The organism is Enterococcus sp. C50 (assembly GCF_040887505.1).
Classification (GTDB): domain Bacteria; phylum Bacillota; class Bacilli; order Lactobacillales; family Enterococcaceae; genus Enterococcus_B; species Enterococcus_B thailandicus.
The window spans coordinates 1-25081 of sequence record NZ_JBFOFW010000014.1; the positions used below are offsets into that span (position 1 = coordinate 1).

A 25081-nucleotide genomic window follows, 5' to 3' on the forward strand; every position below is an offset into this window, starting at 1 on the left:
AATTTCAACTGCTTTTTTGGTTGTAAATATAAGTTGGTTATTCAGCACGTAAAGCAATAGCAGCATCTTTTTTAGCTGCCATACGAGCTGGAATGTGTCCGCCAAGCATTGTTAAAATAGTTGAAACAACTACTAAAATCAATGCGTGAACAGGGTTTAGTTGAGCAACATTTTTCAAATCAGTCATGCTATACAAGATACTGTTGATTGGGAATGTAGCTAACCAAGCAATCAAGATTCCTAAAATACCAGAAGAAATCCCTAAGATACAAGTTTCGGCATCAAAGACTCGAGTAATATCTTTTTTACGAGCACCCAGGGCTTTTAACACACCGATTTCTTTTGTTCGTTCAATTACTGAAGTATAGGTGATGATACTAATCATAATCATGCTTGTAACCAATGAAATTCCTGCAAAAGCGACTAATACATAAGTGATGGCATCCATCAATCCGCCAGTTAATTCAGTCATCGTACCCGCAAGGTCAGAATAGATGATTTTATCTTCTTCTGATTTCCCTTTGTTGTAGTCATCTAGATAATTAAGAACTTTATCTTTGTCTTCAAAGTTATTTGGATAAATCATAATACTTGATGGTAAGCTGTCGCCACCAAGATAACTAATAAATGTTTCTTTGGCAGAGGCATCTAGTTTTTCAGTGGTCATCACATTTGTATCACTGTCTCGTTGTGCTTTAACGATTTCAGAATCCTTGTTGTTGTTCACGATTTGTGTTGTTAGCTGGTCGCTGTAAGCAATACCTGGAGATAAAAGATTCATTGTTGAAGAAGATTTCACACGTAAAATACCCGCGATTTTTAATTCTTCTGTTGAGTCATTGTACATTTTTTCATAGTCAGAATTCGGAATAAATGTTCCAGTTGGCAATTGTGAGTAGTAATCATTGTTGTTCACTAGTTTTAATGTTGTGCCAATAATTTGATCAAAATCAAATTTTTGATCTTCTTTCACATCAAAACCAAGATTTTTAAGTGCGTTGATATTTGTATTATTGTTTCCATCAACGATCAGAACGACATCAGTTGCTGCACTTGGATAATTACCCGCAAGTAGGGAATAGTTGTCTTTTAAAAAGTTTCCTTTATCAGCTGCTAATTGTGTTGGGAAAGTTGAGACCCCAACGCCAGTCATGGAAGCCATCGTACTTGAGAAAGAAAGCCCATCGTTGTCAGGGTTCGCATTCGAGAAGCTTACTGGTTGAGCTTTTCCATCAATTTCACGAAGCAAATTAATTCCTGTTGAGCGAGTAAAACCAATGTTATTGCTTAGATCAGGATCAATATCATTTACATAATCGACGTATTTTTGATCAATTTTATTTGTGTGTTGAGCTTTATCTTCATCGCTAGTTTTTGCGGTGATTGTTTTTTTGTTTGGATAGTCAGCTTTACTTGCGCCAAGTGCGGCAGAGTTATTTGTTTGACTAGTTGTAACTTTTGAAATCGTAATTGGGAATTTTGACATTGTTTCTGATTGTGTACTATCAATTTGTTTTTGGAAGCCAGTAGACAAGGCTAAGACGATCGCAATCCCAATAATCCCAATACTTGATGCAAAAGAGGTCAAAAATGTTCGCCCTTTTTTTGTTCGGATATTATTGAAAGAAAGTTTTAGGGCTGTCCAAAAACTCATTTTTGTTCGGCGCAAATTGAATTGATCATTTTTTGGTCGCTCAATATGTGGATGAGAGTCTGCCAAAATTTTTCCATCTGAAAATTCAATGATTCGATCAGCGTATTGATTAGCTAGTTCAGGGTTGTGTGTGACCATGATGACTAATTTTTCTTTAGAAAGTTCTCGAATCAATTCCATAATTTGGATACTTGTTTCGGTATCTAGCGCCCCAGTTGGTTCATCACATAATAAAATATCAGGATTATTTGCTAAAGCACGGGCAATTGCTACACGTTGCATTTGACCACCAGAAAGTTGATTTGGTTTTTTGTGCATGTGGGCAGAAAGGCCAACGCGAACCAAAGCATCTTCTGCTTTTTTTCGTTTTTCTTCTTTAGGAACGCCACTTAAAGTCATCCCAAGTTCGACATTTTCAATAATTCCTAAATGTCCAATCAAGTTATAACTTTGGAAAACAAAACCAATCGAATTGTTACGGTAGGCATCCCAGTCACTATCTTTGAAATCTTTTGTTGATTTTCCGTTGATGACCATGTCGCCTGAATCATAATTATCTAATCCACCGATAACGTTCAACATAGTCGTTTTTCCAGAACCACTTGGACCGAGAATCGCGACGAATTCTTTTTGTCTAAAAGCAACGGAAACGCCGTCTAATGCTTTAGTTGTCGTTTCACCAACTTTATAATACTTTTTAATATCTTTTAGTTGTAGCATCTTCATCCTTCTCTCATTAAAAATATTCTGTATAATAACAACTATAACAGAATGATAGTAGAAGTATAATGAATGAATGTTAACTGAATATGAACTGAGTGAAACATTCAAGAAATTTTTTAGAAAAATGAGGAAAAGCGTAATGAACCGACTTTTAGTTGTTGAAGACGATGAAAATTTACAATTATTGTATCAATCGGTGTTAAAACGAGCTGGATTTTCTGTGATCCTCGCATTTAATGGCGAAGATGCGCTGAGAAAACTTGAAAATAATCATGTTGATTTGATTATTACCGATGTGATGATGCCAGCGATGGATGGCTATACACTATTGGATACTTTACGAGGAAGTAATATTGAAACGCCTGTATTAATTATTACTGCAAAGCATGCCTTTGAGGATAAGAAACGTGGGTTTCATTTGGGTGCAGATGATTACATGACGAAACCAGTGGATGTCAATGAAATGGTTTTGCGGGTAGAGGCTTTATTACGTCGAGCAAAAATCAATCATAGTCAACGTCTGATAATTGGCGAGACTTGTTTAGACCAAGAAACATACGAGGTGACATGCAAAGAGGATGCAATGATTTTACCGCAGAAAGAATTTTTATTATTGTATAAATTGTTATCCTATCCTAATAAAATCTTTACGCGCCAACAACTAATGGATGAGATTTGGGGGATTGACACGAATACGGAGGAACGAACGATCGATGTTCATGTGAAACGTTTGCGTACGCGTTTTGAGAACAACCAAGATTTTCAAATTGTGACGATTCGTGGACTCGGATATAAGGCGGTTATCAAAAAATGAAGAAAAAAATATTTTCTCAGCTCTGGATTTATTTTGCATTGATTGTCTTTTTGTCTATTTTAGTGACACTTGCTTGTTTTGTAGGATTAGTTTATTTACTGGCAAATCAACGCTCTTGGACACCGACAGAACGGCCAACGTTGTATCCAATCATGGTTTTAGCTGGCTTTAGTGCAGTAGTTGGTACAGGGATTTCTGCTTTTGTTGGTAGAGGGATCTTGTATCCGATTAGTGAACTACGAAAAAACATGAGCCAAGTAGCAAAGGGTGATTTTACAATTCAGATGAATGAACAACAAAAAGTAGCAGAAGTTCAGCAATTGTATCAAGATTTTAATGTGATGGTACAAGAATTAAATAGTATCGAAACTTTACGTAATGATTTTGTTTCCAATGTTTCACATGAATTCAAGACGCCTTTGTCAACCATTCAAGGATATGTCCAATTATTACAAAATCCTGACCTCTCAGGTGAGGAACGACAGGTATTTTTACAACGAATCATCGAAGGAATCACACAACTTTCGCAATTAACAGAAAATGTTTTGAAATTAAATAAGCTAGAAAACCAACATACATTGATGGAGAAAAAAGAATTTCGTTTGGACGAACAAATTCGAGAAGTGATTTTATTTTTACAACCAAAATGGGAAAAGGAACAGTTGCAGTTGGATATCCAAATGGAAAAAGTGAAGTATTTTGGAAATGAAGAACTCTTGTATCAAGTTTGGCTAAATATTATGGATAATGCTATCAAATATAATCTTCCTACTGGCAAAATTTCAGTAAAACTAGCGCAAACAAAGGAAGAAGTCGTACTAGAAGTGACAGATTCTGGGATTGGAATGAATGAAGGAACTGTGACAAAAATTTTTGATAAGTTCTATCAAGGTGATACGAGCCATCAAAATGCGGGGAATGGTTTGGGTCTTTCACTAGTAAAGAAAATTTTAGAATTGCATCAGGGTCGGATTGATTATAGCAGTATTGAAAATGTGGGTACGACGGTGATGATACGTTTGGGGAATACCGAGAAAAAGGTTGTGGAGCAAAGCGTTTAGCTTCAAGTAATAAGGATGCTTTTCTAAAAATAGCTCTCTCTATTTTTATGAAAAGAGGATTTATTGCCAAAGGAACTACTTTGGCAACACAGAAGGTTGTGGCACAAAATGCTTAGCTCCGAACAGATAGCGCACATGGTACAAAAGAGTTAACCAAAAAAGCTTCTCATGATTTTTTATATCAGAGAAGCGAAGAAAAGATACATTATTTTATACAGTTTTTTAGAAGTTGAACAAGAAAGTTAACTTCTAAGAAGCTGTATATTTTGTTTTAAGTATTTCCAAAACGTATTTGAGGCTAAAGAATGTTCACCTTGTTTTCTAGCAAATGCCAGAAAACTTTCTCTGTTTGGTGTGATGGGAACAAGTACTGTATCTTCCTTTAATAGATAATTAACCGTTTTTTCCATCACAATCGAGATGCCCATATCGTTTGCGATCATGTTGAGAATCAAGTCCATTCGAGAACCGTTATAGACAATGTTAGGCTCAAACCCAACTTCGTGGCAAAGATCAATTACGGGCTGATAAAGATTGGTCTGTTGTCCGAGTAATAAAAAGGATTCGTCTTTTAGTTCGCGCAAATTTAATTTTTTAGCTTGTGCTAAAGGATGATGAGCTGGAAGTACGGCAACAAAATAATCTTTTTCGGTTGGAAGCCATTCAAAGTTTGCCGGCGGCTCATGAAAATTTCGACCAAAAATAATTGAGTCAGTTTGCTCAGTTGAATAATAGGGGACTTCTGCACTTTCAACCTCTTTAAGTTGAATTGAAAATTCTGGATGAAGTTTCAAAAATTGGGTGATGTGACGAAAGCCAGCATAATGAGTCATAGTAGGTATGGTTAAAATGCTTAAAGAAAGATTTTGCTTTTTTGTATGCGTTTCTAGTACATCGTTCATCTCTTGATATTGTTCGACAATTTTTTTTGCATATGGTAGAAGGAGTTTAGCGGCTTCAGTTAACTCGATTTTTCGATGTGTACGATCAAAGAGTTGAACGTCCAGTTCTTTTTCTAAAGCAATGATTTGTTTGGAAATGGTTCCTTGTGTCGTGAAAAGGTGTTCTGCTGTTTTAGTAAAGCTTAATGTTTTTGTTAGATCAAGAAAGACAACAAGTTTTTGAATATTCAAGGAATCCTCTCCTAACTATTCCGTTTACGAATACTTTAACATGAAATTTGAATTGGTTGAATAAAAAAACTTTGATAGACTAAAAAATGCAGCGAAAAGGAACGCTTTTTTGATAAAAGGTAAATGAAGAGCGTTAAAGTCGAAGGGAGTTTTTTTATGCCAACTGGAGTATTGATCAACGTCGGAACAGTCTTTTTTGGCGGACTGTTTGGAGGTTTTTTAGGAGAGAAGCTAAGTAATCGATTTAAAACACAATTGATGATGGTATTTGGTGTCTGTTCAATGGGAATGGGAATTTATTCGATGGGTCCGATGAAAAATATGCCACCTGTCATTTTTGCTTTAGTGATTGGAACAGTGATTGGGCTAGTCATTCATCTGGGCGAGCGAATCGATCAAGGTGCAAATCTGATGCAAAAGCCAATTTCAAAGTTATTTCCTAGTGAAAATTTGGGTTTATCTCATGAAGAGTTCATTAACACGTTAGTCACGGTGATTGTATTGTTTTGTGCAAGTGGGATGGGGATTTACGGAAGTATTGATTCAGGAATGACCGGAGATAATACGATTTTGATTTCAAAATCAGTTTTAGATTTTTTTACAGCAACGATTTTTGCTTGTAATTTAGGATTTGTAGTTTCCGTCGTTGCAATACCACAATTTATTATTTTTTATGCTTTGTTTTTATTAGCAAAATTCATTTTCCCGATGACCACGCCAGCAATGATTTTGGATTTCAAGGCTTGCGGTGGCTTCTTGATGCTTGCGACGGGTTTTCGAATGATCCATGTCAAGATGTTTCCAGTTGCTGATATGATTCCAGCGATGATTGTAGTGATGCCACTTAGTTGGTTGTGGACGAATATCATTTTGCCACTGCTCTAAAATCTAAAATCAATAAACAATTACAGTAAGAGAGCGCAACTATAACAAATCTAACTTATTTTAAAGTTAAGTGTCCTCAATTCTACACACATCCTATCAGATGAAACTAGAGTTTGTGCCGGTGGCTAGCCAATCAAAAGTGAGAAGAAGCAAAGGTGCGTATTTCCTTGATTCAGAGAAAGGAAATACTTTTTTACCAGTTGAATCAGCTTTAGAGCTAATCGTCGGTTTTTGTGTATTCATCGCGACAATCATTTTTGGCATCTTAGCTTGGCTAACCAAAATAAAAAAGGAACCAGTCCTCAACCGCGAACATAGAGTGGCTGATTATTTTTTTATTGCTGAACTTGTTGCTGTCTTACATAGTGTTATTGAAGACCGCGATAAAGATAGTTATTTCCAAGAAATAAGAAGGACTATCCGAAAAGAGTTTCACCTATTTTTGAGCTGGTTTGAGTTATTTCCGAAGGAGTTGCTCTGAGAATAACGTTTATTCGTAAAAAGGGTCGTGACATAAATTTTGTCACGACCCTTTTTTACAAGAAATCTTTAGTTGAAAAACTAAAAGTAATTGTTTTCAGTGCGTTGTTGTATACGGAAATCAATTCTTGAATGTTAAGACTGTTTATTTTTTTGTAGCTGTTGTTTCTTCTTTATCAGGTACTTCTTTTGTGAATGACTGTAAGCTATTTTCAAAGTCTTTATCTTTAATTTTGACATTAGCATTTTTTAACTCTTTGCTGATTGTTGCTTTGATAAATTCAGGATCAGCTAATTTAGCTTTTGTTCCGATTTCTTTTAACTCATCTAAATAGTGGCTTTTGTCAGTTCCTTTGTCTTGATTTTTAAGCATTTTAACAAGGTAATATTCTTTCGCCATTGTTTTTGGATTGGTTGCCGTAATTAGATTTGAGACTTCACCGTCTTTTAACTTGAAGCTTGCATCCTTTACTTCGTTTGCAATCGTTTCGTTTCCGGAGTCAAAGGTCTTTTTTCCTTCATCGTTTTTTACATTTGGTTCTATGGATTTTTCTTTTGCTAATTCAGAAAAATCTCCGTCAGCAGCTAAAGCCTTTTTCACTTCGTTTGCATCCGTTTCACTACGTAACTGAATAAGTTGCGTTTTTACTTCTGGATGGAAGGACGCCCACAATTTTTGTAGATCCTCATCTTTTAGTTCGACATTTTTTTCTAGTCCTTTTTTGTATGCCAATTGTTGTCTAATTTCTTCTTTAAATGTTTTCTCAGTAAAGCCAGCTTGCTTTAGCTGTGCTTCAAAATAGTCACCTAAACTGTCTTTCGTTTTATCAAATTCAGCGTCAATTTCTTTGGTAGATAAGGTAGCCCCATACTTATTGTCAAATATTTGATAAACAACTAACTGCTGAACAGCTGCATCAGCTCCTTGAATTTTTTTTAAATGATTAAAAATGTCTTTTTCTGAGATAGTTCCACCTTTGAAACTAATAGCTGTTTGGTTTTCGGGATTCGTTGTACAGGCAGCCAAGAAGAACAGGCTGATGAAGATAGGTAGGAATAAGCTTGTTTTTTTCACGGAATAATGTCCTCCAAATTTTTTAGTGAAGGCAGGAAGTGAATTAGGAACTAGAGAATAATTCATTTTTTATGCTTCCTCTTCAACTAAGTAGTTATAAATAAATGCTCATTTCGACCGTACCATTAAAAGCTAGCATAAACCACTTTCAATTTTGTAATGTAGCTTTGAAGGTGGTCTCTTGAAAAATTTTTTTGTAGACAATTTCTTGTGATCAAGAAGTTACATGACGAATGAAAAAATGTGTATCACTATATTTCTTGAGAGCAAGATTCTTCTGTACTCGGATGTTGTTTTTCTCAAATAAACTTTATAATCTATTGTCTTAACTATATTATATCTGATATAATATAGTGGAATTAAAAATATTGTAAAAGAAGGTGGCGCTATGCATATTCAAATTCCAACGGTTCTTCTTGATGGAACTGTGTTAGCAGCATTAAGCCGAGAAGATATGTATGGATACGCACTAACAAAAATTGTGCAAGAAAGTTTATCAATTAGTGAATCTACCATGTATCCCGTGTTAAGAAGGTTGAAACAAGAAGGGTATCTAGAAACCTATGATGAACCATTCGAAGGTCGAAATCGAAGATATTATCGTTTAACACCAATCGGACATACACATTTGGAAGAAATTATTGATGAATGGATTGTTTTTCGAGACTCTTTAGATCGGTTATTGGAGGATAATAGACATGAATGAATACTTAAGTGAGGTCTTAAATGAACTTCAAGAAATTCCTGAAGCTGACCGTTTTGATTTGATCCAATATTACGAAGAATATTTTTTGGATTCAGGTAAGACAGTTGATGAAATTTTAGAAGAATATGGTACACCTAAACAGTTTGCGTTGAAGTTAAAAATCAATTATTTTTCGGAAGCAGATGATTTAGGGCAAGAAGAGGTACAACAAAGTAGTCCAAAAAGACAAATGCGTTTGATTTGGTTAATTGTACTTGGATTATTTGCATCGCCAATCTTGATTCCATTAGCATTGTTATTTGTTGCTGTATTGGTTGGTTTGATCATCGCATTATTCGCAGTTATTTTTAGTATCTATGTTGTTTGTATTGTGATTTTAGGAGTAGGCGTGGTTATGACGTTAGCAGGACTGATGGTTTTGGGACAATCGATTGTCAGTGGCTTATTCTTCGTTGGACTAGGTTTGTTTGCGACTGGTGCAGCCATCTTTTTCACTCCGATTTTAGTGAGATTAACAAAATGGTTAGCCCAGTTGATTATGCGTTTTGTTAAATGGGTCGGACGTCGGTTTGTTACTAGACGTGGTCTTCATCCAACACATGATGGGAATGAGAGGTGAGTAAAATGAAACTAAAACACTTTTTATTGATTGGTACAGGTTTTATGTTATTTGGTGGAATTCTGGTAGCAGGAACGTACACTGCAGGAGCACAAAAAACAATCGTTTGGGAAAATGGACCTAAACTATTGGATATGAAAGAACATACGGAAAAATTTAAGGCGAATGAAATCAAAAACTTAGTTATCCAAGCAGAAAATCAAGAGATCAATATCAGACAAGGATTGGATTTTGAAGTTACGACGCAATATGAAAAGTCGGATGAACCAAAAGTTGTTCTCAAAGATCAAACTCTGTCGATTCGAGCAAAAGGAAAACAAGAATATCCAATGCAAATTAGTTTAGAAGATACTCATCCAGAAATAACAATTACGGTACCAAAAGAAATCTCATTAAGTGATATTACGATTGAAAGCAGCAATAATCGCTTAACGATGACAGATATTACAACTAAAAATTTAGCGGTTGACTCATATTCAGATAGCTGGTTGAGTTTTATTGGTTTAAAAACAGATTCAGTGACAGTCAAAGACCGATTTAGCTCTGTTGATTTCAGTCGATTAAAGGCTAAAAAAGGAAACTTTACTGGTGAGGGAAGTAATTTTTACTTTTATGATAGTGCGTTGACAGACTCAAGTACGATTGTTGTTAAAAATGGTTCTGTTCGATTGAATGACGTCGATGTTCCTGGGTATCAATTGACACTTGCGGGAGATTCAACTTTCCAAGTAAACAATGAAACACGTGAAGGCTCTTCTTTTGAAAAAGGAAATTCGAAAAAAGGACTAACGATTGAAGGTAAAGATACATTTATTGAATGGATGGATGAAAAATACCAAAATTCGATGAGTGAACAGATGGACGAAATGGATGACATGGACGATATGGGGGATCATATGGATCAACAAATGGATCACATGGATAACCATATGGAAGATGAAACTGAATAGAATTTCCGAAAAATGGTATTGAGACAGTTTTTTTGTTTCAATATCATTTTTTGTTTCGCTTAAGTTGTTTTCTTATAGTAAGATAGGTATAGACAAATGAGATGTTGAAACTTAGCAAAAGAATTAGGGTGGGGAAAATGAAAACAGAAGATGTTCAGCGAGAACAACTACGAGAAAAAATGCTTGAGTTACACGCGCAATTAAAATCATTGAACGAATTGTATTATGATGATGACAATGAAAAAGTAGCGATTGAGTATCCCAAAAATTCAGAAGGCCGTCAGTTAGAACAAGTACATAATGAAATGTTTCGCCATTTAATGAAAGTGAAAAAGGAGATGGATTATTACTCTTTGCCAATCACAGATACTGGTGTTTTACAATATGATGCTAGTAAAGAACGCTTTATTTTTAAGTCTGTCCGAAAAAATATTGTTCTTAATGCGGGAATGGATTTGGAAATTTTAGTTGAAGATTACTTTACAGAACAAAAACACTGGGTCAGAACTCGATTGGAGTATTTGCCGAAAGCTGCTGGCGGAACGCACTCAACGGGGTGGTTCATCAGCGAAGATAAAGATTTGGAATTAGAAGGTGCATTAGCAAGACTGAGAATAACGGAATAGTCAGTAAAGAAAGTTGATGCTATTGTGCAGAAGGAGGAGAGATTTTGAAAATGAATGAGAAAAAAGCACTCTATATCAATGGGTATATTGGCTTAGTTGGTGTCATTGTTTTAGCAATCATGGGTGCCATTTTATTCTATTTTGGAACGGTAGCAACTAGTCCAGCATTAATAATTATGAGTGTCATTTTGTGGGGAATTGCTTGTTTATTAGTTAGTTCAGCAACTGTGGTCAGTCCAAATCAATCAAAAGCTATTTTGCTTTTTGGTAATTATTTAGGAACAATTAAAGAGAATGGTTTTTTTCTAACGGTTCCGTTAACCAATAAAATCAACGTATCACTTAAAGTTCGAAATTTTAACAGTTCTGTTTTAAAAGTAAATGACTTAGATGGAAATCCAATTGAGATTTCTGCTGTTGTCGTTTTTAAAGTAGTCGATACGGCGAAAGCTTTGTTTGATGTTGCTTATTATCAAGACTTTGTGGAAATCCAAAGTGAAACAGCTGTTCGTCATATTGCAAGTCAATATCCATATGATACTTTCAATGATACTGATATTACTTTACGTGGAAATACGACCGAAGTTTCAGATAAATTAGCAACAGAACTTCAAGAACGTCTAGCTGTTGCCGGAGTTGAAGTCATCGAAGCAAGATTGAATCATTTAGCTTATGCGACTGAAATTGCGAGTGCCATGTTGCAAAGACAGCAAGCAAAAGCAATTCTTTCTGCACGTCAGACAATCGTTGAAGGTGCGGTAACAATGACTCAAATGGCACTGGAACAAATTGAAGCGGGTCAAGAAATCAACTTTACGGACGACCGCAAAGTTCAACTAATCAATAACTTGTTAGTCTCGATTATTACGGATAAAGGAACGCAGCCGGTGATTAACACAGGGGATTTAACTGACCGAAAATAAACAATGATTGAAAGTAAAAAACAAAGAGAGTGGGGCGGTTTGCCTCACTCTCTTTTATTTGAAGAAAGTTCATTATCAGGTCGAAAGGCCTTCTTTGAAACGTGCTAACAATATTGAAAGATGACTGATAGAGGAATCTAAGGCATGTTCGTTTCTTTTTTTCTATACTTAGTTCATCAAGTTAAAAGAGAGGGCAAAATGATGAAAAAATTTCTGATTGGCTTATTGATTGTCGCTGGTATCGGAGTCGCTGGTTTGAAAATAGCGGATGCCGTAGTTTTAGGTGGCGATGACTATTATGTACAAATTACGACAAACGGTGAAAAATTAGTTCAAAAAGATGATAAAAATCAAGAAGTGATTACTTATCAATACACTTTGCCGGGCTTTAACAAAGAAGGCGCAGAAAAAGAATTAGAATTTCAAGGGATGCAAACACGTCCGTTGCGAAAAAATGCGTATCTTAAAGTAGTCTGGAATAAAAATAAAGGTGTAACTGGTTATGAAGAAGTTGAAAAATCAGCAATACCTAAAGCAGCACAAGAAAAATTAACTAAAGGGTAGGCGCAAAAATGGAAAAAATTGTTGAAATTCAAGATGTAACAAAAGTATATGGAAAAAATAATGAAAAGAAAACAACAGCTTTAGATGGCATTTCATTTTCAGTAGAAAAAGGTGAATTTATCGGAATCATGGGAGCATCTGGTTCTGGTAAATCAACTTTGTTAAATATTTTATCTACTTTAGATAAACCAACAGATGGTCACATTCGAATCAATCAAAAAGATGTGACTACTTTAAAAGGGAATCAACTAGCTGATTTTCGTGCCAAAGAAATTGGATTTATTTTCCAAGACTTCAATTTATTGGAAAACTTAACAGCACAAGAAAATATTGCAGTACCATTATCTTTGCAAGGTGTTCGTCCAAAAGAAATCAAGCAAAGAGTCAAACAAATTGCAGAACGTTTATCAATCAGCCATATTTTAGACAGCTATCCTTCAGCTATTTCTGGTGGACAAAAACAACGTGTAGCGGCTGCTAGAGCATTGATTACCCAACCAACGATTCTATTAGGTGACGAGCCAACCGGAGCGTTAGATTCCAAGAGTGCGCGGGATCTATTAGATACAATGGATGAATTGAACCAAAAAGATAACGTTTCTATTTTACTCGTAACACATGATCCTTTTTCAGCAAGTTATTGTCAACGAATTTTATTTATCAAAGATGGCGGAATCCATCAAGAAGTTAAACGAGGCGATCAAAGTCGTGAAGCATTTTATCGTCAAATTTTAACTATCCTAGGAAATTTGGAACAGTAAGGGGGAGAGAATATGCTTTGGAAACTATCACTTACTGGTATTAAGAGTCGCTTGCGAGATTATCTTGTCCTATTTTCAGGATTAGTTATGGCATCAGCAATTTTTTACATGTTTGAGTCAATGGCAAGTAATGAAGCCTTTCTAACAAGTAATTCAACGATTTCATCAACAGTTATTATCTTTCGACTAGGCTCAGTATTATTGAGTATTATCACTTTTGTCTATATCCTGTATGCTAATTCATTTTTGATGACGATGCGTCAAAAAGATTATGCGATGTTTATGATGCTAGGTGCTAAGGGTCGAAAGATTGCACAAATGATTTTTTCAGAAACCTTTATTGTGGGGATTTTGGCAACATTGGTTGGCTCAGTTGTTGGAATGGGATTGACTAGTATTGTTAGTCATTTATTAGTCCAACAATTAAATATAAAAATCTCTCATTTTTCACCATTTAGCGTTCATGGATTGTTGATTACGATTGTGTTCTTCTCTATTTTATTTTTATTAGCAGCCATTGTTAATGCATTTTCAATCGTTAAAAAACCAATCTTAACATTGATTCGTGCGGATCAAACTCCGACACAAATGAAGCAACATAAGTTTTTATTTTTCCTTGAAGTTGTGTTGGGGATTGCCAGCTTAACATGTGGCTATTACATGATGCAAAACTTAGAAAAATTCCAGTTGTTTGGAATCGTCATTGCTTTGGTTACGATTGTTTTAGGGACGTATTTTATTTTCCATTCGGTCATTATCTTCTGTTTATCATTACTGAAAAAAGCAGATGGTATCGCATTAAGAAAGCTGAATAATTTTACTTTATCACAGTTAAGTTTTCGAATTCGCGAATATACACAAATGCTTTCGATGGTAGCAATGTTGTTTGCTTTAGCATTAGGTGCGCTCACTGTCGGTTTGGGCTTCAAAAATGAAATTTCAAAAATGACAAATAACTTTACTGTTTATGATGTCGTGTTGAACAACGCGCAAAAAATTGATCAACAAGAGGTTGCAAAACTAGATCCTAAAGTGAATGCTTCTTATACGCAAAAAGAAGATGAACAAACCATTTACTATCTTTCTGAACAATTTGAGCAAACGCCATTTATTGTGAAAGAAGGAATGAATGGCGATAGAAATATCAAACCAAAGAACAAAGAAATTACAGCAACACAATTGGCTCAAGAGCTTACTTTACAAGATAGTTTACGGGAGTATGAGTTGCCTGAACAGCAACCAAAAGAAATAAAATTGGTTTCACAAGAAGAATTCAGTCAGTTGAATTTACCTGAAACGACTTTACAGCTTATTCAAGTAACAGATTTTGACAAGCAATTGAGTAACCTTGAAAAACTGGTAGCGGAAAATAAAGCAAATAATGAAGAACTAAAAAACGTTGACTACAGCTTTACGCAAAAAGCAGATGTTTACAATACGTTTAACAGTATGTTTTCAGGATTTGAATTTATGGGCTTCTTCTTAGGCTTAGCTTTCTTGACAATGTTAGCAAGTTGTTTGATGTTCAAGATTCTTTCTGGAAGTAAGAGCGATCAAGTGCGTTATGAAATGTTACAAAAAATTGGTACACGTCAAGGGTTACTAACACAATCGATTCGCCGAGAAATTGGTGTCTTATTCTTAGCACCAGGACTTTTAGGTGTTGTTCACGTCCTATTCGGCTTACAAATGTTCAAATTATTGATGAGTGATCCTTACGATAATTTGTGGTTGCCATTTACAATTTTCTTTGTCTTATACTTTGTTTATTATGTAATAACGACATGGTTGTATACGGGAATCGTATTGAAAAAGAAAGCATAAAAAACAGGAAGAGGACTAACATGCGCGCGCATGTTAGTCCTCTATTTTTTGCGGATCTGCTTTCTGACCTAAAAAAAAACGGAACAACTACTTTTTGTGTATATCTTTGTTTTTTTTACAAAAAAATCATGTTGCACGTCCTACAATTGCTTGCTGTTCTAATAATTCCATAATAGATTCCAGTGAAAGATTGGTGTGCTGTTTCTGACTAGCTCGTTTTCGATAAGCAGTTGGCGTTTCACCAGTCTTTTTTTTAAAGATTCGGCTAAAGACAACTAAGCTATGAAAGCCGGACTGAAAAGCAATATTTTCAACGGAATCATCTGACATCAACAATAAAAAAGCAGCACGATTGATTCGGATACCTAATAACCATTCTTTGACACTTACCCCAATATTTTCATGGAAGGTACGGGAGAGGTGGCTACGGTTGACCGATAATGCGTCAGCAACTTCTTGGATAGTGAGTTCCTCTGTTGCATGGGCTTGAATGTATTCGATTGCTTCAATCGTTAAACGTGAAATGTTTTGAGGTGTACTTAAGTGATTTTTTCCACCATCTACTAGTAATTTTTCAAAAAAGCGATACAACAACTCATTCAATTTGATTTCATTTAGTAGCGTGTCTGGCGCATAATCAAAACAAGCTAAAATCAATTGACTATAGTCAACTAACTGATTTGAGCGAAACGTATACTCATTTTCTTTAAAAGGGGAATGCTTAATCAATTCCTCTGCTTCTTTTCCACCAAAGGAAAGCCAAGCGTAGACCCAAGGATTGGTTACATCAGAGCGATAAAAAGTTTGATCGCCTGGACGAATGAGAAATAAATCTCCTTTTTTTAAATGATACTTTTGCTGATTGACCGAGTACACACCCTCACCATCCAAGATGATATGTAGAACAAAATGTTGTCGGATAGCTGGTCCAAAAGAGTGGAAAGGCATGGTTTTAGAAAATCCACAAAAATTAAAGTAAAGTTCACTTGATAAAAAATGATGTTCTTTTCGTAAAAATACAGTTTGTTCCATCTGCTCAGCCCCTTTTCTTCAAGGTACGCTTACTCGGAAAAAAATGCAACAAAAAGTTAAATTTGTATCACATGATAGTAATAAAAAGAAAGCGATTACTTGATATAATGAATGAGAAATAATCAACTATGGAATGAAAAGAGGGCGACAGTATGCAAATCAAAGAGCAAGAATTTGGGAATGATTCCCATTTGATCACATTAATCAATGATCAAAAGACAGAATTGGCTGTTACTGATTTTGGCGCACGAATCGTTCATTTACAGACGCTAATTGATGGAACAAAACGTGAATTGATCCTAGGATTTGATCATGCAGAAGAATATCTTTCGAAAGACGCGTATATCGGTGCAACAATTGGTCGAACAGCTGGTCGAATCGCTAAGGGAAAATTTTATCTGGACAATCAAGAGTATCAGGCAAAAGTCAGTGAAGAAACAGGACATTGTTTACATGGTGGAGATCCTAGCTTTGAAAAGAAAAATTGGCCATACACGATTATCAAAGGTGAAAATGAAACTTCAGTTATTTTCTATTTAACAAGTCCTAATCAAGAAAATGGTTTTCCGGGTAATTTAGACGTGGAAGCACGCTATACTTTAACAAATGATGATGTTTGGCGAATAAGTATTCGCGGAATTAGCGATCAATTGACTTTATTTAATCCAACCAATCATGTGTATTTTAATCTAACAGGAGATGTAACTGAACCAATCGATCAGCATGAATTATGGTTAGCAAGTCAATTTTTTGCTCCTTTACAAAAAGATTTGATTCCAAAAGGGGAAGTCGCACCGGTCAAAGGGACAGCATTCGATTTTACAACGCCAAAAGTCCTTTCAGATGTTTTTATTAGTGATTTTCCACAAGCCAAAATGGTTGGCGGGATGGATCATCCGTTTTTCTTACAGAAAACAGGACAAATGAATCAAGTAGCAAAATTAACAAGTCCAGATAAAAAGGTTGCGATCCAAGTTGCAACCAATGCAGGAAGCATTGTCTTGTTTACCGCAAATTTTGGTGATGATGCACCAGTTATGCGCGGAGACAAACTAGTGAATCATGGCGGAATCACCTTTGAAACGCAAGAAGCTCCTGGATCAGAACGATTTGAAAGCTTTGGCGACATTACGCTTTTACCTAACCAGTCACGTGAGTTTGTGACAGAATATCAAATAAAAAAATAGATGAATGAGGGATATCAGATGGAAAAAATAGCTGAAGTAACAGCAGCATTTCATAAATTATTTGGGGAAAAAGCAACCAGTGCATTTTTTGCTCCAGGTCGAATCAATTTGATTGGAGAACATACGGATTACAATGGGGGACATGTGTTTCCAGCATCAATTACGTATGGAACTTATGGTGTAGCAGCGCCAAGAGAAGACAATCAAGTGAAAGTTTACTCGCTAAACTTTGAAGAAGTTGGTTTGATTACTTTTTCTTTGGATAACTTAAATTATACAAAAGAGGATAACTGGGCAAACTATGTCAAAGGATTTATTCTAAAAGTCCAAGAAGCAGGCTATCCGATTACTCATGGTTTTGAACTTGTGATTGAAGGAACGATTCCCAATGGTGCTGGTTTATCAAGTAGCGCTTCATTGGAACTGCTAGTAGGAGTAATGTTAGAGGATTTGTATGATTTACCAATTAGTCGTTTAGAATTGGTTAAAATCGGTCAAAAAGTTGAAAATGAATTTATTGGAGTCAATTCAGGAATTATGGATCAATTTGCAATTGGTTTTGGTCAAAAAGAACAGGCTATTTTATTAGATACGAATACCTTAGTCTATGAAATGGTGCCGACCGAATTAGGAGACTACGCAATTGTAATCATGAATACGAACAAACGTCGCGAACTAGCAGACTCGAAATATAATGAGCGCCGTGGTGAGTGTGAAGAGGCATTGAAACGCCTACAAACAGTTGTCGATATCCAATCATTAGGGGAATTAGATGAAGAAACATTCCGAAGCTACAGTGAAGCGATTGGGGATGCTATTTTAACAAAGCGTGCCAAACACGCAGTGACAGAAAATCAACGGACATTGAAAGCAAAAGATGCTTTAGTAGCGGGTGATTTAGTTTTATTTGGGCAACTGTTGAATGCCTCGCATGAATCATTGCAACATGACTATGAAGTAACTGGCATCGAGTTGGATACTTTAGTTCAAGCAGCTCAAGCGCAAACGGGTGTATTGGGTGCTAGAATGACGGGAGCAGGTTTTGGCGGATGCGCGATTGCATTAGTAAAAGAAGAAGCTATCCTTGTATTTGAAGAAAAAGTCAAAGAAACTTATCTAGAAAAAATTGGTTATGCACCTGATTTCTATGTTGCTCATATTGGGGATGGCGCACAGAAGATCAAATAAGCGAAAGAAAATATAAAAAGGGAGGGGCTGTGACAAGCGTATTGTCACAGCCCCTCTTTCCGAATTGTTTGAAGCTTAACGTTTAAAGCCACAACCTTATTCTCGGTGTTCCCAAAGCAACTCCTCAAGATAGTTTGCAACCACTTCAAAATATGGAAATCTATTTTGAGTGCTTGCTCGCTATCTTGTCGGAGCTAGACGCTTTGAGCCACAACCTTACCCTCGGTGTTCCCAAAGCAACTCCTTCAAAATAAGCCCAAATTACTCAAAAATTTGAAGAACAATTTCTGGTAATTTGTTTTTATTTATTAGAGCTGGGTACTTCTTTTACAACCTCACTTTTACTTTATTTAAAAAGTGGAAAGTCTAACCAAAAGGATTTGTTTAAACTTAAAAAACTAACCATTGGTAATTCATTTGATTTAACTGTTAACGTTTGTGTTTCTGGAATCTGGTTCACAGTGAAGTGATACCATAACTCCCAAACATTTGCGACTTTCAACCCAGAAAGGAAAGCGGGTGAATTGATGTTCGATTTAATGATAGGTAAATCTAGCACATCACTAAACGTTAAATGATTCTTTTTCCAAACAGTTGGAACCGTTAGAAGTTGTTCTGTTGATTTTGTTTGTGTCTTAATTGGTTCTTCTTTGGCTTCATCATATTTTGTTAAATCATACGCTTTGATGATCGCATTTAATTTTTTCGAATACTGTTTATCTGTTGCGTAGCGACCTTCAAGATATTTCGTCGCATCTTCGTAAGATTTAGCTTCAGATTTCCAAATTGGCTTATAGAAATCTTTATTTCCAGATAAACCATTTTTGATTAAATCAGCATAGTCTTCCAAGCTTTCTTTGTAAGAAGGATATTTACGGAACTGCGCTTTGATTTGGTAGCTCTGCCCAGCTTCGTCTTGCTCAAGTGTGTTAAAGGAAACACTTGAACCTTCAAAATCGCCTTTGATTCCAAAAAGATTATAATTTGGTTCGCTAGACAATAAGCTATTTCCTGAACCACTTTCTAGAATAGCCTGTGCCATCATTACTGAAGCGTAGATGCCTTCTTTTTGTCCAATCTCTTGAGCAAAATCAGCAATTTCCTTTAAGAAATCATCAGTTGATTGATTTTTAGAAAATGAAAAATCACCTAGATTATCTAAAGCAGAGGAACCAATAGAATTAGCTAATGATCCAGATGCTACTGGCAAACCAGCTAAGTTCACCCGGACGGCAAAGTCAGGTGTGTAATCAGCAATGGAAGTAATACGAACATGATCGCCTGGTTGAGGGGCGTGAATGTATTGTCCATTACCAATGTAGATTGCTACGTGATGTGTCACACCAGAAGATGGTCCCCAGAATAACAAGTCACCAGGTTGTGCTTGGCTAACTGGAATTTGAGTACCAGCGTATTGTTGTTCACCTGTCCAGCCACCAATATAATGACCAGTAGCTTGCATATACACGTAATAAGCTAGCCCAGAACAATCAAAAGTTGAAGCGCCTTTTGCTCCCCAAACATAAGGACTTCCAAGATATTTGTATGCTTCTTTGACGATGGCCTGCTGAACGCTTGTCGTATTCTCTGGTAAAACGGCATCTGTTGGTGTTTTTGTGACAAAGTCAGAAGTCGAAGCAGAAGGACTTTCTGTCTTTGGTTGTGTTACATTTGTTGAAGGTCGCTGATTGTTTGTTGAAGAATGATTCCCAGTGCTTGGTTTAGATGAACCTTTTTGTGAATTATTCGTTGATCCAGCAGGCTTCGATGGTTTATTAGTGCTTGAATTTGATGTATTACCTTTATCAGAAGAGTCTGTTGTACTACTGCTTTCTGTAGTGCTTGAATCAGGAGTTGTACTGTCTTCTGTCGGAGCTGTTGAGCTGTCCGAGGTATTTTCAGTAGTGCTATCTGAAGTATTGTCTGTACCTTCACTTGGAGCAGTCGAAGGTTCTGTTGATTCTTCTGTTGAAGAATCAGGAAGGGCTTCAAAGGTTGCATTGATTACTAAGTTGGCTGCGCCAACAACAAATGTTTGATTTGTGTAATCAACGGTTTGAACACCATCAATTTGAACAGATGCAACTTGTTCGCCAGCATCTGGTGTAATCGTGTAGTTCAATTGTGTTCCTTCTGTTAACCCAGTTAAGACACCACCATTGATAGTTAAAGGCTGACCATCCATTGTTGTAATAGTAATCTTGCCAATCAATGCTGGATTAATTGTTGCTGTGTAAGTAGCTTCTGCTGGTGTTTCGCTCTCTGGTTGAGAGGAAGAGTCAGTAGAAGTTGTCGTGTCTGACGTGCTGGTCTCGGGTTGTTCCGAGGCTACGACTGAACTTTCGGCCGTTGCAACTTGTGGTTCTTCTGTTGCAAAAACGGACTGAGTAGATAAGATAGTCGGAGCAATGAGCCACGTAGCCGCTAACAGGCGAATCGCCTTATTATTCTTCATAGTCATCTAGTCCTTTTCATTTTTTTTGCTCATATCCAAGTAGTTCATAAAATACTCTTTAACTGGTAAAGCGGTTCGCCATTTTTTAATGAAAGAACCTACTTTTCTGACAGAGTAGCTGGCATAGTTACGAGTAAAAGTTGTCTGGCTTAAATTTTTGGGTATCGTTCTTACTTTGTTGGGGAAAGAGTGTGGTTCAAAATAAGATACGCATACTCTATCCAATTGTACCAGAAGATGAGCAGTTCGACAAAAAATTAGTTAAATAAAGGGACGTAAAAAATAAAAAAAACTCCAAACAGTGAGAAAACTCATTGTTTGGAGGAAAGATTATTCTTGGGGCATTAAAGTTTCATCAAACCCGCTAACTAAGGTAGTAATCATTGCAACTACTAAGCTGACAGCAAGTCCGATGACGTACCACCAAAATGTACTTGAAATAAATGCAGGAAGAGTGGTCAAGCTACCAAAGACAAAAGCGATTGCTTTTACTTTCGCAAAGCCCATGACTGCGCCACCAGCTGCAGCACCGATACAAGCAGCTACAAAAGGTTTTTTCAAAGGAATTGCAATGCCGTAAACAGTTGGTTCAGTGACTCCGGCTAATAAAATAGAAGCAAAAGCTGAGCCAGAAATCGAGCGTGTTCTTGACTGTTTACTTTTTTGAAACACACCTAAAGCTGCTCCAGCCATTCCAAAATTTGCTGCTCCAGTTAATGGAACGATGCGGTCAAAGCCAAAACTTGAAATGTTGCTAATCATGACTGGGTTGACAGCCCACTGAATACCGAAAATCACCAAGATATTCCAGCCACCGGCAATAATTGCGCCACTAATTGGTCCGTTAATGTCCATCATCCAAGTAATGACAGCAGCTAATCCTTCACCCAAGTACACACCTGCGGGGCCAAATACCATTAAGGTTAATGGGACTGTAATCACTAAAGAAAGCAAGGGAACAAAAACTAATTGCATACTTTCACGAATATATTTTTTTAGAAATTTTTCTACAAAAGAGTAAAAGAAAATCCCTAAAATAGCTGGCATCACTGTAGATGTATATTGCATTAGTACCACGGGAATACCTAGAAAATCAGTTGAAACTTTCCCTCCACTTGTCAAAAGACCAGTCAAATTTGGCTCAATCAAAGCAGCTGCAATGACACCTGCAATATAGCCGTTGACTTTAAATGTTTTGGCTGCAGAAAATGCTAGAAAAATAGGTAAGAAATAAAAGACAGCATTGGAAGCAGCGGCTAAGATATGGTAAGTCCCGCTGGTCTCACTTAACCAACCAAGTGTTGTTGCTAATACAACTAATCCTTTTAAAATTCCTGAACCAGCAAAAAGTGGGATGATTGGTGTAAATATTTCAGAAATCAAGCCAAATAATTTTTCGATGGGGTTCAACTTTTCTTTGGTTGCCGATTGATCCAACTGTTGGCTCAAGGCTTTATACGTTTCACTTAATCCTTGTTCCATGATGACTTCTGCGTATTTATCTAAAAGAATGAAATATTTTACATCAGGAATTTGTTGGATGATTTCATTTGACTCAGTCGCAGGTTGTTTCTTTAACTGGATACGCAATCGGGTTGCACAAGGGGTAATCGATTCAATATTATTTTTTCCACCTAATTGAGTAAGCAAAAGCTGAACTTGTTCCGACAATAAAAGTTGTTCTGGTTGAATGATTTTTTCCATTAGAAAACCACTCCACTCACCAAAATAATATTTGCATAAGGCGTCATTTCACCTGTGCGGATAAACGCATGGCAATTCGTTAAGTCTTGTTTCATTTCCTCATGAGGAATAAAAGTGATAGGCGTTTCAGGCATCAATTGTTTGATTTGCTCTAGTAAATCAGGATTCATTGTCTTTATTTCTTCTGCCAGTTCAATTGATTGGACTTCTAGTTCTTCTAAGACATTTTCTAAAACAGTCATAAAATTAGGTACACCATTCGTGACAGCAAGATCAATTTTTTCAGTTCCAAAAGGTACGGGCATGCCAGCATCACCAATACTTAGTTTGTCAAAGTGTCCCATTTGTGAAATAACTCTAGAAATATCTGAATTGATAACTTTACTTTTTTTCATATCAAGATCCATCCTTTTTTATTAAATGTATGTGGTCATGTTATTCAAATGTTAAGTCTGTACGATGTGGGATTGATGGTTGTGCACCATAACTTTGAACAGCGACAGAAGAAGCAAGATTGCCGTAACGAATTGCCTCTGGTAAGTTACTAAAATCTGGATTCAATTGGCTACTTAAGGCACCAATGAATGTATCTCCGGCAGCGGTAGTATCAACTGCTTTTACTTTAAAAGCAGGGACAATACCATGTTGAGTTGCAGTGTGATAGAAGGCACCTTTGCTTCCTAAAGTAATAATCACTGTTTCAATTCCAAGTTGGTGAAGAGCAGTAGCAGCTTGGAATAAACTTGCTTCATCTGTTACTTCAATTCCAGTAATAATTTCTGTTTCAGTTTCATTTGGAATAATGACATCTGTTTGTGCAAGTAGTTCTGTTGGGATTGTTTTAAGAGCTGGTGCAGGATTCAAAATCGTTTTCTTCCCAGCTTTTTTGGCAAGGGTAAAAGCAGCCAAGGTTGCATCTAAACTACTTTCAAACTGTGCAATTAGGAAATCACTGTTTTCAATCAGCGCTTTTTGTTGTTGAACTTCTGCTTCATGAAAAGCATTATTTGCACCAGCATGGATCAAAATACTATTTTCGCCAGCATCGTCAACCATAATCATTGCTTGACCAGTTGCAGTGTCAGCAATTGTAGAAATGCCAGAGATGTCGATTTGTTCCTTTGCCAATAAATCAAGTAGAGTAGCCCCTTCATTATCATCGCCAACTGCACCGATAAAAGCTGTGTTTGCACCAGAACGTTTTGCTGCAACAGCTTGATTTGCACCTTTTCCTCCGCCTGAATGGAAGATGTCACTTGTGTGTAGTGTTTCGCCTGGTTTAGGCATTTTTGTTAAACGTAAAGTCGTATCCATATTGATACTGCCAATAACTGTAACCGCGTTCATTTTTGAACCTCCAAAAAGTCAATGAGATTTTTCCTTGCAAGAAAATAAATTAAAACGTTTTATTAAAACGTTTTAATAACTTGGCTAAAATATAGCACACCTTGAAAGCTATTTCAAGGGTGCTGTTGAAAATCTTTTTTCTAAATGGACTGGCAGTAGTTTCTCTTCTTGATTTTTTTCGGGATGCTGAATACGTTCTAATAAAAGTTTCGCTGCTTCTTGTCCTAACTCGAAGATTGGTTGAGCAATTGTCGTAAGTTTTGGTTTTACATACTCGGACATATCTACATTATCATAACCAATAATACTATAATCATCGGGTATTTTTTTTCCTAATTCTTCTAGCCCGCGATACAAGCCAAATGCTAATTCGTCATTTAAAGCAAAAATGGCGGTTGCTTCAGAAGCAACGATTTGGTTAGTTATTTGGTAACCGCCTTGTTTGGAAAAAGCTGTCGGGATGAGAAGCAGTTGATTGTAGTCAATTTGATAAGCATCTGCTGCTGATTTAAACCCTTCGATTCTTTCTTGAACATTTGCTGGTGGATTCTCTGGATAAACGAGGGCAACTTGTTGATGTCTTAAAGAGAACAAGTGTGTACCAGCTAAGTAGCCTCCACGAAAATCATCTGTGCGCACTGAGTCACTAAAATCTTCTGCTTTCTTTTGATCCAAGACAATAAATGGACGCCCTTGTTGTTGCAAATCTTCCTTGATTGCCTGAGTCGAGATTGCAGAAGAAGCGATGATAAATCCATCTACACCACGGCGTGTTAGTTCTGAAAGATACTGGACTTCTTTTTGTTGATTGGAGTCGGCATTACAAAGAATGGTAACGAAATGTTGTTGATATAAAATTTCTTCGATCCCTCGCATGAGTAGATTGAAAAAAGGATTCGTAATATCAGGAACAAGTACACCAATTGTTTTTGTTTCTTTCGTAATCATTTGACGCGCAAAATAATCGGCTTGGTAACCAAGTTCATTTTTGGCAGTTAGGACTTTTTCGACCGTCTTTGAACTAAATTTATCTTCGTTGCCATTTAAAATTTGCGAAACAGTGGCAATCGAGACACCGGAATGATGTGCAACATCTTTAATTGTTACTTTTTTTTTCACCATGACTTTCCATACTCCTATCTAAATCTTGTGGCTATTTTCCCATGAAATGTTAAAGAAGTAAACGAAATCATTCGATAAAAGTAGATTCAGATTGATTTTAAAAAAGAAAAATTTTTTGAAGTAGGATGAGGCAGGCAGTTAGTCGAAAATAGTCAAGTAAGTTTTACAAACGCTTCCTTTTCAGCTATAATAATTTTGAGCAACTTGTATATATAAGTTTGGAGACGAATAATTTAATGGAGGAGAGT

23 protein-coding genes are annotated in these 25081 nt (G+C 36.3%); 14 read left to right on the forward strand and 9 right to left on the reverse strand.

The window, feature by feature from the left end:
* Window positions 1-37 precede the first annotated feature (37 nt).
* The gene (locus AB3I20_RS12395; protein ID WP_067481417.1) at window positions 38-2374 is read right to left on the reverse strand and encodes an ATP-binding cassette domain-containing protein; all 2337 of its coding nucleotides are present in this window, start codon (window positions 2372-2374) and stop codon (window positions 38-40) included.
* A 142-nt stretch (window positions 2375-2516) separates the two neighbouring features.
* Here AB3I20_RS12395 and AB3I20_RS12400 point away from each other — a divergent pair, with 142 nt between their 5' ends.
* Complete coding sequence (locus AB3I20_RS12400; RefSeq protein WP_067481415.1) at window positions 2517-3191, forward strand: response regulator transcription factor; 675 nt, start codon at window positions 2517-2519, stop codon at window positions 3189-3191.
* Window positions 3188-4252, forward strand: coding sequence for a sensor histidine kinase KdpD (locus AB3I20_RS12405; protein WP_086270578.1), 1065 nt, complete (start codon window positions 3188-3190; stop codon window positions 4250-4252). Before AB3I20_RS12400 ends, AB3I20_RS12405 begins: the two co-directional genes overlap by 4 nt.
* 242 nt (window positions 4253-4494) lie before the next feature.
* Here the strand turns inward: AB3I20_RS12405 and AB3I20_RS12410 are convergent, their stop codons facing one another.
* Window positions 4495-5385, reverse strand: coding sequence for a LysR family transcriptional regulator (locus AB3I20_RS12410; protein WP_218658069.1), 891 nt, complete (start codon window positions 5383-5385; stop codon window positions 4495-4497).
* 156 nt (window positions 5386-5541) lie between these two features.
* On the opposite strand from AB3I20_RS12410, the gene AB3I20_RS12415 reads away from it, so the two are divergent.
* Both AB3I20_RS12415 and AB3I20_RS12420 read left to right on the forward strand, forming a co-directional pair.
* A complete protein-coding gene (locus AB3I20_RS12415) occupies window positions 5542-6270 on the forward strand; it encodes a DUF554 domain-containing protein (protein ID WP_218658070.1) in 729 nt (242 codons plus the stop codon).
* A gap of 121 nt (window positions 6271-6391) precedes the next feature.
* Window positions 6392-6751 (forward strand): hypothetical protein, encoded by a 360-nt coding sequence (locus AB3I20_RS12420; RefSeq protein ID WP_285701804.1) that lies wholly within the window; start codon window positions 6392-6394, stop codon window positions 6749-6751.
* Window positions 6752-6895: 144 nt separating this feature from the next.
* Here AB3I20_RS12420 and AB3I20_RS12425 read toward each other — a convergent pair whose 3' ends face one another.
* Window positions 6896-7825, reverse strand: a complete 930-nt coding sequence (locus tag AB3I20_RS12425; protein WP_368027424.1) for a peptidylprolyl isomerase — start codon at window positions 7823-7825, stop codon at window positions 6896-6898.
* 388 nt (window positions 7826-8213) lie between these two features.
* Here AB3I20_RS12425 and AB3I20_RS12430 point away from each other — a divergent pair, with 388 nt between their 5' ends.
* The 8 genes from AB3I20_RS12430 to AB3I20_RS12465 all read left to right on the forward strand — a co-directional run bounded on the left by AB3I20_RS12430 (window position 8214) and on the right by AB3I20_RS12465 (window position 14798).
* On the forward strand, window positions 8214-8531 hold the full coding sequence (locus AB3I20_RS12430; protein WP_067481404.1) for a PadR family transcriptional regulator: 318 nt from the start codon (window positions 8214-8216) through the stop codon (window positions 8529-8531).
* Window positions 8524-9150 (forward strand): DUF1700 domain-containing protein, encoded by a 627-nt coding sequence (locus tag AB3I20_RS12435; protein WP_067481402.1) that lies wholly within the window; start codon window positions 8524-8526, stop codon window positions 9148-9150. The genes AB3I20_RS12430 and AB3I20_RS12435 overlap by 8 nt, the downstream gene beginning before the upstream one ends.
* 5 nt (window positions 9151-9155) lie before the next feature.
* Window positions 9156-10100 carry a DUF4097 family beta strand repeat-containing protein gene (locus AB3I20_RS12440; RefSeq protein ID WP_271027440.1) on the forward strand — a complete coding sequence of 315 codons (945 nt, stop codon included), beginning with the start codon at window positions 9156-9158 and terminating at the stop codon, window positions 10098-10100.
* A gap of 137 nt (window positions 10101-10237) precedes the next feature.
* Complete coding sequence (locus tag AB3I20_RS12445) at window positions 10238-10726, forward strand: DUF5348 domain-containing protein (RefSeq protein WP_067481398.1); 489 nt, start codon at window positions 10238-10240, stop codon at window positions 10724-10726.
* A gap of 50 nt (window positions 10727-10776) precedes the next feature.
* Complete coding sequence (locus AB3I20_RS12450; protein WP_067481510.1) at window positions 10777-11649, forward strand: SPFH domain-containing protein; 873 nt, start codon at window positions 10777-10779, stop codon at window positions 11647-11649.
* Window positions 11650-11850: 201 nt separating this feature from the next.
* Window positions 11851-12213, forward strand: a complete 363-nt coding sequence (locus AB3I20_RS12455) for a YxeA family protein (RefSeq protein ID WP_071868633.1) — start codon at window positions 11851-11853, stop codon at window positions 12211-12213.
* A gap of 8 nt (window positions 12214-12221) precedes the next feature.
* Window positions 12222-12974: an ABC transporter ATP-binding protein gene (locus AB3I20_RS12460; protein ID WP_067481396.1), complete on the forward strand. Its 753-nt coding sequence runs from the start codon at window positions 12222-12224 to the stop codon at window positions 12972-12974.
* A gap of 12 nt (window positions 12975-12986) precedes the next feature.
* The gene (locus AB3I20_RS12465; protein WP_368027425.1) at window positions 12987-14798 is read left to right on the forward strand and encodes an FtsX-like permease family protein; all 1812 of its coding nucleotides are present in this window, start codon (window positions 12987-12989) and stop codon (window positions 14796-14798) included.
* A 126-nt stretch (window positions 14799-14924) separates the two neighbouring features.
* Here AB3I20_RS12465 and AB3I20_RS12470 read toward each other — a convergent pair whose 3' ends face one another.
* Window positions 14925-15830: a helix-turn-helix domain-containing protein gene (locus tag AB3I20_RS12470; protein WP_271027439.1), complete on the reverse strand. Its 906-nt coding sequence runs from the start codon at window positions 15828-15830 to the stop codon at window positions 14925-14927.
* A gap of 152 nt (window positions 15831-15982) precedes the next feature.
* On the opposite strand from AB3I20_RS12470, the gene AB3I20_RS12475 reads away from it, so the two are divergent.
* Both AB3I20_RS12475 and AB3I20_RS12480 read left to right on the forward strand, forming a co-directional pair.
* Window positions 15983-17017: an aldose epimerase family protein gene (locus AB3I20_RS12475; RefSeq protein WP_368027426.1), complete on the forward strand. Its 1035-nt coding sequence runs from the start codon at window positions 15983-15985 to the stop codon at window positions 17015-17017.
* A gap of 18 nt (window positions 17018-17035) precedes the next feature.
* Window positions 17036-18205, forward strand: coding sequence for a galactokinase (locus AB3I20_RS12480; protein ID WP_368027427.1), 1170 nt, complete (start codon window positions 17036-17038; stop codon window positions 18203-18205).
* A gap of 346 nt (window positions 18206-18551) precedes the next feature.
* Here the strand turns inward: AB3I20_RS12480 and AB3I20_RS12485 are convergent, their stop codons facing one another.
* From AB3I20_RS12485 to AB3I20_RS12505, 5 genes are all read right to left on the reverse strand, one after another.
* Window positions 18552-20660 carry a glucosaminidase domain-containing protein gene (locus tag AB3I20_RS12485; protein ID WP_218658073.1) on the reverse strand — a complete coding sequence of 703 codons (2109 nt, stop codon included), beginning with the start codon at window positions 20658-20660 and terminating at the stop codon, window positions 18552-18554.
* 330 nt (window positions 20661-20990) lie between these two features.
* A complete protein-coding gene (locus AB3I20_RS12490; protein WP_368027428.1) occupies window positions 20991-22364 on the reverse strand; it encodes a PTS transporter subunit EIIC in 1374 nt (457 codons plus the stop codon).
* Window positions 22364-22759 carry a D-ribose pyranase gene (gene rbsD / locus AB3I20_RS12495; RefSeq protein ID WP_270346804.1) on the reverse strand — a complete coding sequence of 132 codons (396 nt, stop codon included), beginning with the start codon at window positions 22757-22759 and terminating at the stop codon, window positions 22364-22366. The genes AB3I20_RS12490 and rbsD overlap by 1 nt, the downstream gene beginning before the upstream one ends.
* Window positions 22760-22799: 40 nt before the next feature.
* Complete coding sequence (gene rbsK, locus AB3I20_RS12500; protein ID WP_270346805.1) at window positions 22800-23711, reverse strand: ribokinase; 912 nt, start codon at window positions 23709-23711, stop codon at window positions 22800-22802.
* Between the two features lie 108 nt (window positions 23712-23819).
* Window positions 23820-24833, reverse strand: a complete 1014-nt coding sequence (locus AB3I20_RS12505; protein WP_285701799.1) for a ribose utilization transcriptional repressor RbsR — start codon at window positions 24831-24833, stop codon at window positions 23820-23822.
* Between the last annotated feature and the right edge of the window lie 248 nt (window positions 24834-25081).